The following is an 11557-nucleotide window of genomic DNA, read 5'->3' on the forward strand; positions in this document are numbered from 1 at the left end:
AATTTTCTTTGTCTGAGATCTTCGTCAATTGGCATCTTGGAGGTTATAATAGGTAAATCCCTGAAAATAAAAAACCCGCCTGTTAAGACGGGTACTTTTCGAGAAAGTAATTTTGGGATTGGGATTTTGTACTAAATTTATCGGGTATTATGGTGAAAACTTTAGAAAAAAAGTCGGATATTTTCGTTGAAAAAACTAAATTCTTGTCATTTCGGCTAGTTACATACTTTACGTTTCTGCTACTTCCAATTTATTTACAAAAAGAAGTGAACTTAGCACCAATCTGGCAAATTATAGCCATGATCTTCTTTTCTATGTTCATTGTTTCTCAATGGTTTCTTCTGGGTAAGGAAATTGATCATCGTTTAAAAATTTATTTTAAAGTGAACTCCTCAATCGATAGGGTGGTTTATCGTCTCTTTATGGGGATGTTCTTTATGGCCATCTATTTTAACCTACTAAGTCTCCTCCCTCATAAATGGAGCTATAATATATTTTGGGTTACGTGGGTTGTTATGGGCCTATTTTATTCATGGCCCACTCGTGGAAAAATTATTAAAGAGTCTGTTTCGACTAACTTTCATGAGTATCGCTATTTAGATAAATTTGAAAAGACAGTTCTATTCTTAACTGTTGTGATGTTCTTTACATCACTTCCTGAACTACCAAACCTTTTTTCAACCGGCTCACTTCGTTTATTCTTTGATCCAGGTGAAAAAGTATCGGGTGCCTTTTGGAACTTTATTTCTATCAATTACATTCCTTTTAGTAAGTATCCACAACTTCTAAATTTATCTTGGTCTGTTCATTTTTACTTTGTGACAATGTCTTTATTTTTGATGACCTTCTATGCTCTGCTGAGAAACTTTGTCTCTCGTAGGCTTTCGTTACTTGGGGTTTTTGCCTTAGTCTCTTCGTGGTCATTTTCTAAAATCTTGGCCAATAATTTTGGATTTACGCTTCTAACAACTTTCTCTGTTGTGTGGGTATGGTCAACTCTATGGTCGACTAAGAGTTCAACTTATCGCTCTGGTCTCTTTATTGGTCTACTCGGTGCCTGGGGTACTGTTATTGATAAATCCAATATCATCTTATTGGTTGTACAACTTCTGCTAATTCACTTTGTATTCTTAAAAGAAGAGACATACTGGTATCGCAGACAATTTTTCAAATATACTTTATTAGGTGTTTTTCTTTCAATTTCATTATTCTTTTTCTCAACAAGTAACGTTTCTGTACAGATGATTGAGAGTATAAACATTATCTATGCGGAGCTTACGAGACTCTTTTTTAGAAAGTCATTTTTCATACTTTCTATCTTTGGCCTAGGTGTATTTATTTATAAGTTAATTGGGCAAACTAGAAGTGAAAAAAACCAAGTTTTAAATATCTCGCATGATTTATCGATGAAGGTTGCTATATCAATTCTATGCCTTATCTTGATCGATATTCTATTTAGTTCACGAACATTTCAGGACTTTTCTATTTTATGGCCTCTAGCCTTCTTCAGCGTACTCTTAATCGAAGTTATTTTTCAAAAAATTCGCCACCTTAGAAGTCGTCGCAATATGATCTATGCTGTCTATATCATCATTTGCTTATTGGATTCTCACTTTGAGGGACGTGTGAAGATCTTATTGCGTACAATAGGAGCAATTGACTAAATTGCTCACTCTTAAATCGCTATCTTTATTTGAGATTTAATTTATAATTAAGATAACGTTAACGATGAAAGGGAGTTTCATCTGTTTAAATCTCATATAACAAGACAGTTATTTGAAGAGTTTTCTGAGTCCTACAAGATGCGAAGAGAAGCATCTAATTCCAACGAGCCATTTGTTTTAGTTGATCCACTTGATGGTAGCATCAAGCTGATTGCTAGTTCATTCACATATGATGATGGTGAAGAGTACGGTGCTATTTTAGCAAGTACTGATGAGTTGGAATATATGGTAACGTCAGAATAATCTTATGGGCCAGAAATGGCCCTAAGACCTTTAAAATAAGTATTATTGTACATTTCGTACAAGGGGAGTTTATCCCCAAATTTCTTACAATAAAATTCTAAAAATATTGTTGACAAGCTTTGAAAGCACTTTGAAATGTGTATATGTTGATAACTTGGTGTTTTTTGTTGGTAAGTTGGTTCGCAACCTGTCAAAGTATGACATCACTACGCAACATAGATGGTAAAGTATTGAAAATAAGGGATTTCATTAGTAAAAGTAAAGACAGTGAAAAATAACCAACGATTATAGTCAAGTGTGGATAACTCTGTTAATAATGTTAGTAAAAAACCTGAGTCAATAAGTTTTTTCACAAAATAAAAAAATATTTTGCTCTCAGATGTAAGAAAATATAGATGCGCTTACAAATTAGCATGAATTCAGTTCTGCAAATAATGTTTAGCTAATAGTAGGTATAAGGTTGAGGTCATGACGTTTAAAGTTAAGGATTACTATTATAAAAAGGCCAAGAAAGAGAACTTTCTTGCTCGCTCAATTTATAAATTAGAAGAGATTGATAATAAGTATAAAGTTATTAAGAAGGGTAATAATGTTCTTGATTTAGGTTATTTCCCAGGCTCGTGGATGCAGTACACGAGTAAGAAGATTGGGCCAGATGGCTTTGCTGTCGGTATCGATATCAAACCAGTCAATAAGAAACTTTTAGGAGTTAAGAATATTAAACTCTTTGAAAAGAGTATTTTTGATGTAACGACAGTAGAAGAGCTTGATTTTGATGATCGCTTTGATGTTGTTATTTCTGATATGGCCCCTAATACAACGGGTGTTCGATCAGTTGACCAGTTAAGGAGTTTAAACCTTATTGAGCAGGTTTTTCATCACTTACCTGTCTTTTTAAAGCCTGGTGGAAACTTTGTTATTAAAGTATTTGATGGCCATGAGGCGCAAGTCTTTTTAAAATCACAAAAAAACATTTTTAAAGAATTCCATTTTTTAAAGCCAAAATCGACACGATCGGTAAGTAAGGAATTCTTTGTGATTGGTAAAGGCTATAAAGGTGATCAAAAAGTATAAATTTATCTATAAGTATTTACTAATCTTGGCCCCACTTGCCTTGATTGGTTTTTTCTTTTTAGGAAAAGAAGAGAATAAAAAAGCAAAAGTTGAAAGTAAACCAAGTGTTATTAGTGATCAGCAACTAAAGCACTATCTCTCCAGTCAATTATTGGACCCGGTTGAACCATTTCAACAATCAATTCAACACAATGGCAAATTGTATAATATTGAGTACGCAACAGATAAGAAGCTTGAAAAGTTTGTTCGCTGGAGGTTGCGCTACTATCGTCCTGATAAAGCAGCTGTTGTTGTAATGGATAATAATAATGGAAATCTTTTAGTTTCCCTCGGTTTTACTAGAAAAGGGAAAGTCTTTGATTATTTACTACCATTTACTGGGACCCATCCCGCCGCCAGTGTCTTTAAGATTGTAACTAGTGCGGATCTTGTAAATAATGCTGACTTCGATATTCATGATAAATTTAAGTACCGAGGAAGAGGGACAACTCTTTATAAGTACCAGCTAAAAAATAAGAAGACACGTTGGCAGAGGTCGACTTCTTTTGATCGTGCCTTTGCATATTCAAATAATGTAATCTTTGGTAAAGCCGCTATTAACAACACAACTCCACAGGAGCTAGAGCAAATGGCGCAAAAATTAGGCTTTAATGAAGACCTTATGAGTGAAATCGATTTAGCTCGCTCAACATTTGAAGTTCCTAAAACTGATTACGCCTTGGCCGAGATAGCGTCAGGTTTTAATAAACGCACACAGATGTCACCAGTTCATTGTGCTGTGATTTCAAGCATTGTGGCAAATGAGGGAGAGCTGACTTATCCACGTTTGGCACTGCATTTAAGTGATAATAAGAGCGAGGATGTCTGGACAAACGAAATAAGAAAAGAACGAGTTATAAATAAGAAAGTTGCTGATGAGTTATCTGAACTAATGCAGGGAACGATTAAAAGGGGTACAGCAAGAAGAACCTTTAGACGTTATATGAATCGTCGCCTTTCAAGCAAGCTTGAAATGGGAGGTAAAACAGGTTCTATTACAGGTGGATTCCCCTATGGAAAACGAGACTGGTTTACTTCTTATGCAAAACCTAAAAAGGATAATAATGACAAGGGCATCTCTGTTTGTGTTATGATTATTAACTATGAAAAGTGGTATGTTAAATCCACAAAATTAGCACAGGAAATAATCTCAAGATACTATAGAGGGCTTAAGTAAGTGAGTGAATTGATAGAAGAGAAGATTTTAAATCGTAAGAAGACATTTATTAAGATGACTCGCGATTCATTCATTATAATCATTTCACTTTTAATCTTTCGCTCAGTTTTATTTGAACCATATAGAATCCCTTCTGGGTCAATGATACCAACCTTAGAAATTGGAGATTTCATCCTTGTAAAAAAGTTTCAATATGGATTGAAAGTTCCATTTTCTGATATCGCTCTTGGAAATATTAATTTAACACCTACTTATCTCTTTCGTACTAATGAAGTTGAAAGAGGGGATATCATTGTATTCAAGTATCCAAATGACTTGAAAATAAATTACATAAAAAGAGTTATTGGCCTACCAGGTGAGACTATTGAAATTAAAAATAAGGAAGTTCTAATTAATGGTCAAAAAATGTCTGAGAAATTAATTGCTACAAAAAATAATGATAATTATGAATATTTTCAAACAACAGTTAATGATAAAGAATTTGTTGTTAAAAAGGATATGGATAATATCTATAAATTAAATTTCAAAAAAACTAAAATCCCTGAAGGCCATTATTTTGTAATGGGTGATAATCGCGACAATTCCTCAGATTCTCGTGCTTGGGGTTTTGTACCATTTGAAAATATAAGAGGTCGCGCCTTCTTTGTGTGGTTTTCGATGAAACAAGATAGTTATTCAGGACAAATGACAATAAACTTTGATCGAATCTTCAAATCAATAAATTAATTATTGTTTACCAAGTCAATTCTCGTTGCGCCGTCATTGCCTTCATCAGGTGTCCAAGTTAAGTCTTTGTGCCTTCTCATCTCATTTCTAAGCCATTTCTTAAGTGTTCCATCACCATGCCCATGGACAATGATTAGATATGGTATATGACCCATTCTTAAATCATCAATACAAGAGAAGACTTTTTGCTGAAACTCACTTAGTCTCATTCCACGACAATTAACTTCAGTTGTATAATTAATTGTTTTGAAGACATTGATTTGTACTTCTTTCTTGGGCTTTGCCTTTTTATTGCGATCAATACCTTGTTGATCAAAGAGAGAATTTTTAGGAACTGTTATTTTTTTACCATTGACCTCGACAATGCAATTCTTACCCTTAATCTCAGAGACTACACATGTTGTATTTAGGCGATCGCAAAAATAGCGGTGCCCCTGTTTGATCTCTTTTGCTACGGTACGTACTTCTTCTTTCGCTTTCTTCTCGTCATGATCAGGCTTTAGCTTTTCAAACTGTTTACTTAGATGTGTAATTTCATTACTTAGGCTTTTGGCCTTAACGTCATTTAGGCCTTTAATGATTTTTCGTATCTCTTTTTCATAATTATCAAAAGCTCTCTGCTTTTCGAGAAAGAGAATACCTTCTTGAGACTTCTTTTGATTTTTTAATTCAAAGTTGAGCTGTTTATTCTCACGTAGTGTTTTATCGATTTTTTCTTGTTTCCGAGATAAATCCTGTAATAACTTTTCATATGTTACATATTTTGTATCTAACATCTTCTTAGCATTATCGAGAATTTTTGTAGGGATTGAATGTTCATGACTTAAGCGTTTGAAGATTTCAAGGGCCATTGATGAACCAGGGGTCCCCATAGCAAGTTTATATGTCGGACAATTCTTTTCAAAGTCATAACCAACATGGGCCGAAAGGAAGTCTGGATTGTCTTGCATTTTGGTTTTTAAAAGTTGGTGGTGAGTTGAAATAAGTACATCACATCCAAGCTCATGTGTAACATAGTTAATTATAGAGTATGCAAGAGAAGATGCTTCATCTGAAGATGTTGAATTAAATATCTCATCAGCGGCAATAAGTGAGTTATTTTGAATATTTTCAAGCATACCGAGAATGACTTTAACTTCACCAGCAAAAGAACTAAGTCCCATCTCAAGATCTTGATAGTCGCTATCAAAATAGAAGATATCTGTTTTGTACTGTAATTTTGCCTTTTGTGCAGGAATGAAAAGCCCAAGTTTAAAAAATAGATGAGATATGACAATACTCTTTATACTTACTGTCTTTCCACCTGTATTAGGCCCAGAAATAATTATGCCTTTATGATTACTTTCTAGTTCAATACTATTTGTGACACACTCATCGATTAAAGGATGATAGAAGTCTGTAATGATGGTTTCACCATCAGCACTGATTTCTGGATAGCAGAAGTTTTTTGCATGTGAATAACTTGCTAATGTATTTGTATAATCAAGTGAAATATAGAAAGAATAAATATCTTTCATTACTTGAATATCATTACTGATTTGTTCAGAGTAGCCTTTACAGATCTGAGATAGTGCATAATCAATCTTGGAGTTTATTTCGATTAATTCGTTGGCCATTTTTCTCGTCGATACAGGTTCGACAAAAAGTGTATTTCCTGTTGATGATCGAGCGACAATACTTCCAAGATCACTTCGGTAAGAATCACTTCTAATAGGAATGACAAATCTTTCATTTATGATGTCAAATGTATCCATTTGTAGACGTTTAGAGATATCTTCATCTTTTAATATAAAGTTAATCGTCTCACGTATTCTTCTTTCAAGTGATATTTGTTCTTGAATCAAAGGTGCAATAATTGGATGTTTTTCAAGGTGTACGCTTCCATCGGCATCAACAAACTTTCTAAATGGGTTGATGAATTTACTTTTTAGGCGTTGAGTTTTATTAATGAAATCTTCAAGGATTTCTCTATAGTCTCCAAAGTTAAGTGTTCGCTTAATTGGAAAAAGATTCTCAATAAGATTTGCTAAAAAGTTAAGTTGATCTATTGTTGCAACGCCGCCTTTAGAGATGTAGTTAAGCGCGTTATGGTTCTCTTGATTATCTCTTAGATTGCTAAAGAATATCTCATGTAAACTTCCTATCTCATCAATCTTTTTAATTAATTCGTTTAAATTAGAAAAGTGAGAAGCTAAGGATTCAAATTCGTAAACCTTTGGGTTTTGTTCTATAATGCTTTTATTGGTATCAAATTTCGCATACGTTGTAATTTCTGAAGCAATTTTACTCCAGTCAATATTACTAAGCGTTTGTGACAAAATAGTTGGATTATTCATGAATTTAAATTTCTCAGAGCTTGGACAAAATGTCGATAAAATTAACAAGCAAATTATGGAAAATGGGGAATCAACATGTCCTAAAATCCAAAAGATTTTTTCATCAGGCAAGTTGCTATTACTTCAACTTAGGCTTAGGGGAAAAAACCTTTGTATAACGATTGGCAGAGGTGGAGAATACTGTGGGGTTTGGGATACGATTCAAACTATACCTTCAGAATATCGTATCCAAAGAGATCAGTTCCTCGAGTTTTTAAGATCAAATATAAGAAATGCGAGACTCGTTAAAATAGAAGCAGATACACTTGATAAGTGTTTATCCTTTCAGTTTCTAGATAAATCTAGGCTATTGTTATTTTGGAAAGGCCGACAGCTATATTTCTCATATATTTATCAATCTAATAACAAATGGATGCACTTCTCTCCATGGATTTCACAAAAGAAACTTGAGTTTAATGAAGAGTCTGATTTTGATTTATTTGATGAAATAGGGCGTAAACAATTAGATATAAAGAATATTAAAGAATCAAAACTTGTTCTAGAGGCGAATGATGTCTTTAATAAAAAAGTTGAAACTGGTTACAATAAGAAACTACTACGTAAAAAGTCTCTTATCTCTAAAGACCTAGAGAATTGTAAGATTAGACATGAAATCGAAGAGAAATTAATTAAGGATGACTTAGATTTATCAGGTCACGTTTTTAAATATAAGAACTTCAAAGTTAAATTTGATTATAGTGCAAATTATTATCAAAAAAAGAATAGTGTTTTCACTAAGATAAAGAAATTAAAAAAAGGTGAGGAGTTTCTCACTAAGAGATTACAAGATGTGATCGAAGAATTAGAGAATAAAAAACAAACCTTTGTTCAGGAAAAAGTAAATACTCCAATATGGAAGAAAGTAGCACAAAGTAGTAATGAACCTAAAAAGTCGGATGATCATGTCATTGTAAAATGGGGCGAAATCTCAATCGCCATTGGCCTAAATACGAGAGGAAATGATTATATCAGAGGTAAATGGTCAACTAAGGGAGATATGTGGTTTCACCTAGATGGTGATAAAAGTGCACACCTAATTGCGAAAAATGCTGATACCTTTGATTTTGATACTTATAGTGTCCTTGCTTCAATGCTTGCTGAGTACAGTGAATTTGGTGCGGATCAAATACCTGTGATTTTTACTCAGGTAGAAAACTTGAAAGGAGTCAAGGGAGCACAAGGTAAGGTCATTTATAAGAAAGAAAAGCATTTAATACTTCCAAAAGTCAATTGGAAGGAAATAATTTCAACTAGTTGGTAATGCTGTATGTCCCTTTTAAAATAGCTTAAAAGGACGTTTTATGCTTAAATTTAATATTTCGCTAATTGTTGTATTACTTCTATCTGTATCTTCAGTTTTTTCAAATAACGAAAAAATTTTTGAAGACCATAAATTAAGAACCTACACACCACTAGCAGGTGAAATTAAAGATCTATTCTTTGATATTAGGGAACCTAACTTGGAAAGTTACGTTAAGTCGAATACGGCATTGGTACCGGATGATGTCTACTATCGAGTGTATTGGTCATTTCCAAATAACATACGTGTTCGAGTCGAAGGACTACCTGAGAAAGGATTTGATTTATTAAAGCAAACACTAATTGCTAAGGTTAAGCCATATGTTGAGTTGATTTTAGCTAAAGATTTAACAACTGCTTTAGAATCAAGTGTTTATAAAAAAGATACGAAAGAGTCGGCCCGATATATTAGGGTGAAGTCAAAAAAAGAATTACTAGACTTAGCTGTATCGTTCTATTCAAGTGGTCATATTAAATCAATTGAAACAAAGAGCCCAAACCTTATCACTACAACCGCTTTTTCATACTCTAAAAAGTCGTGGGCCAAAGGCAAGAGTGTTGTTTCTCAAATCGTTATTAGTGAAGGTCGTGGGGTGTCTTCAGTTAAAAAAGAAATTGAAATTGAATACGATAAAGTGAATACGTTTGGTCTTCCAAGTGAAATTAATACAGTCTCTTATGCCATGAACGGTGATAAGAAGATTGATCTTGGAAAAATGAATTTGAAGGTGAATAATTATCATATCAATACAGGCAAAGCTAAGAAGTTTATGGGTATTGAATAATGAGAACAATAAATATAAAGAAGAAAATAAATCTTCGGTTTGAAGAAAAAGTAATACTGCTTTCTGAAAATGATATTGAAGATAGTTTGAAATCTTATCGACCTGGTGAATGGTGCTTCTTTGAATTTAATAAAGCTAAGTACATAGGCTTTGTTAATCCAAATTCTTCTCGTAAAAAAAATATATGTGTTTATAAGTATTCACAAGATGACCCCTTATCCTTAATTAAGAACTTAATTAACAATGCAGTTTCTTATAGAAAAGAGATTGGCTATGCTCTAGATTCGAGACTCATTTACGGAGAAGCGGACGGTCTGCCTGGTGTTATTGTCGATTCCTATGAAAACTGTGCTATTTTACAAATTAACTCAGCAGGAATGGATCAGTTTCGAAATGATATAAAGACATATCTCAATGAATTGATTGATAAAGATGTTTTACTTCTAGATAACGAAACATATCGAAAGATTGAAGAACTTCCCACTTTTAAAAAAGATGATTTGCCTGAAGTTATAAGTGTAACTGAAAATGGATTTAAATATAAAATCGATAGAGAGTTGATGCAAAAAGTAGGTTACTACTACGATCATAGAGAAAATCGTCGTAAATTTGAAGAGCTAACGATAAGAACTGGGCAATCATTTAAGAAAGGCTTAGATCTGTTTACATATGTTGGTTCTTGGGGACTGCATCTACTTAGAGCAAATGTTTCAAAAGTCGATTTTGTTGATCAGGCAAATATGCAAGGTGTCGTCGATGAGCATCTCAGTCTTAATAATTTTTCGGGCAAGGGAACATTTATTAGAAGTGATGTATTTAAGTTTCTTGATGGTGCAATAAATAGCGGTAATGAATATGATATTATCGTTTGTGATCCTCCAGCATTTAGTAAGAACTATAAAGATAAGAAAGCTGCACTTAAAGGTTATGAAAAATTATATAACAAAATTTTTCAAATAATTGAAAACGGTGGCCTTCTTGCCGCTGCATCATGTACCCAAAATATTAGTATGAGTGAATTAGATCAATGTGTTCTGAAAGCTGCTAATAAAATAGGGGTAAGTGTAAAATTAATTGATACAGGTATTCAAGGGCTTGATCACCCAATATCAAATTTAGATTCAAGATCAAATTACATAAAATATTTAGCATATAAGGTGGATAGAAATGACAGATAATTCAAGACAAAAAGTACTAAGTGTCTTAGACAGAGCAAAACGTATTGTTTATGGACAAGATGAAATGCTTGATAGCATTATCGCAGCTCTTGTTTGTGAAGGACATTTACTAATTGAAGGTATGCCTGGGCTTGGTAAAACTCTTTCTGTTTCTACAATGAGTAAGCTCTGTGATTTAACATTTAAAAGAGTTCAATTTACACCAGACTTACTTCCATCGGACTTAGTGGGGACTATGGTCTACTCTCAACAAAAAGAAGAGTTTTCTACTAAGTTTGGCCCAATCTTTACACAACTTTTACTCGCAGATGAAATAAACCGTTCCCCTGCTAAGGTACAATCGGCTTTATTAGAGGCCATGGCAGAAAAACAAGTAACAATTGGAGATTCTACACATAAGCTATCGAGCCCATTTGTCGTTCTTGCTACGCAAAACCCGATAGAGCAAGAGGGGACATATCCTCTTCCTGAAGCACAGCTTGATCGTTTTATGATGAAGGTACAAGTGAATTATCCAGACTTTGAAGCTGAAAAATCAATTCTTGATATGGAAAAAATTAAAGATGAAATGGCTTCTATTCTTTCAACAGATGACATTCTTTCAATTAGAGATGAAGTCGAAAAAGTATATGTTGATGATAAAATGAAAGACTTAATTGTAAAGATTGTAAGAGCAACAAGACCTGGTGATCAGCACTTTTCTCCTGACTTTAAAGGGTTGGTTCAAGCAGGTGCTTCTCCACGTGCAGCAATTTGGCTACACAAGCTTGGAAGATTTAATGCCTTTATGGCCCAAAGAGACTATGTTTCACCAGATGATATTATGAAAGTTGTTGCCTCTGTCCTAGGGCATAGAATTATTCTTACTTATGAAGCCACTATTGATGGCCAAAACGCAAGGGATATTGCAGTTAAGATCGCACAAAAGATGATTTAA

The 11557-nt window shown here is 33.6% G+C and carries 10 protein-coding genes; 9 read left to right on the top strand and 1 reads right to left on the bottom strand.

The features are described from left to right. Positions 1-152: 152 nt before the first annotated feature. From DAY19_RS05230 to lepB, 5 genes are all read left to right on the top strand, one after another. Positions 153-1664, top strand: a complete 1512-nt coding sequence (locus tag DAY19_RS05230) for a hypothetical protein (protein ID WP_133296889.1) — start codon at positions 153-155, stop codon at positions 1662-1664. 138 nt (positions 1665-1802) lie between these two features. Then, on the top strand, positions 1803-1967 hold the full coding sequence (locus DAY19_RS15220; protein WP_158536798.1) for a hypothetical protein: 165 nt from the start codon (positions 1803-1805) through the stop codon (positions 1965-1967). A 468-nt stretch (positions 1968-2435) separates the two neighbouring features. Then, entirely contained in the window at positions 2436-3041 is a 606-nt protein-coding gene (locus tag DAY19_RS05235; protein ID WP_114706115.1) for an SAM-dependent methyltransferase, read from the top strand. Next, on the top strand, positions 3025-4257 hold the full coding sequence (locus DAY19_RS05240) for a penicillin-binding transpeptidase domain-containing protein (protein ID WP_114706116.1): 1233 nt from the start codon (positions 3025-3027) through the stop codon (positions 4255-4257). The genes DAY19_RS05235 and DAY19_RS05240 overlap by 17 nt, the downstream gene beginning before the upstream one ends. Continuing rightward, positions 4258-4983 carry a signal peptidase I gene (lepB, locus tag DAY19_RS05245; protein WP_114706117.1) on the top strand — a complete coding sequence of 242 codons (726 nt, stop codon included), beginning with the start codon at positions 4258-4260 and terminating at the stop codon, positions 4981-4983. It abuts the gene before it with no gap. Here lepB and DAY19_RS05250 read toward each other — a convergent pair. Beyond that, positions 4980-7319: an endonuclease MutS2 gene (locus DAY19_RS05250; RefSeq protein WP_114706118.1), complete on the bottom strand. Its 2340-nt coding sequence runs from the start codon at positions 7317-7319 to the stop codon at positions 4980-4982. The two genes, lepB and DAY19_RS05250, sit on opposite strands and share 4 nt — an antisense overlap. Between DAY19_RS05250 and DAY19_RS05255 the strand changes: the two genes are divergently transcribed. The 4 genes from DAY19_RS05255 to DAY19_RS05270 are packed head-to-tail and all read left to right on the top strand — an operon-like array spanning position 7318 to position 11557. Further along, the gene (locus DAY19_RS05255; protein WP_158536799.1) at positions 7318-8619 is read left to right on the top strand and encodes an NFACT RNA binding domain-containing protein; all 1302 of its coding nucleotides are present in this window, start codon (positions 7318-7320) and stop codon (positions 8617-8619) included. The two genes, DAY19_RS05250 and DAY19_RS05255, sit on opposite strands and share 2 nt — an antisense overlap. A gap of 40 nt (positions 8620-8659) precedes the next feature. Then, complete coding sequence (locus tag DAY19_RS05260) at positions 8660-9442, top strand: hypothetical protein (RefSeq protein ID WP_114706120.1); 783 nt, start codon at positions 8660-8662, stop codon at positions 9440-9442. Beyond that, a complete protein-coding gene (locus DAY19_RS05265; protein ID WP_114706121.1) occupies positions 9442-10620 on the top strand; it encodes a class I SAM-dependent rRNA methyltransferase in 1179 nt (392 codons plus the stop codon). The genes DAY19_RS05260 and DAY19_RS05265 overlap by 1 nt, the downstream gene beginning before the upstream one ends. After that, positions 10610-11557, top strand: coding sequence for an AAA family ATPase (locus tag DAY19_RS05270; RefSeq protein WP_114706122.1), 948 nt, complete (start codon positions 10610-10612; stop codon positions 11555-11557). The genes DAY19_RS05265 and DAY19_RS05270 overlap by 11 nt, the downstream gene beginning before the upstream one ends.

Origin of the sequence: Halobacteriovorax vibrionivorans, assembly GCF_003346865.1 — a bacterium.
In the GTDB taxonomy this organism is placed as follows: Bacteria; Bdellovibrionota; Bacteriovoracia; order Bacteriovoracales; family Bacteriovoracaceae; genus Halobacteriovorax_A; species Halobacteriovorax_A vibrionivorans.

Excerpts from the sequence above, each read along its gene's own strand:
- DAY19_RS15220 (WP_158536798.1), top strand. The coding sequence starts at position 1,803 with ATGCGAAGAGAAGCATCTAATTCCAACGAGCCATTTGTTTTAGTTGAT.
- DAY19_RS05235 (WP_114706115.1), top strand. The coding sequence starts at position 2,436 with ATGACGTTTAAAGTTAAGGATTACTATTATAAAAAGGCCAAGAAAGAG.
- DAY19_RS05255 (WP_158536799.1), top strand. The coding sequence starts at position 7,318 with ATGAATTTAAATTTCTCAGAGCTTGGACAAAATGTCGATAAAATTAAC.
- DAY19_RS05250 (WP_114706118.1), bottom strand. The coding sequence starts at position 7,319 with ATGAATAATCCAACTATTTTGTCACAAACGCTTAGTAATATTGACTGG.
- DAY19_RS05260 (WP_114706120.1), top strand. The coding sequence starts at position 8,660 with ATGCTTAAATTTAATATTTCGCTAATTGTTGTATTACTTCTATCTGTA.
- DAY19_RS05265 (WP_114706121.1), top strand. The coding sequence starts at position 9,442 with ATGAGAACAATAAATATAAAGAAGAAAATAAATCTTCGGTTTGAAGAA.
- DAY19_RS05270 (WP_114706122.1), top strand. The coding sequence starts at position 10,610 with ATGACAGATAATTCAAGACAAAAAGTACTAAGTGTCTTAGACAGAGCA.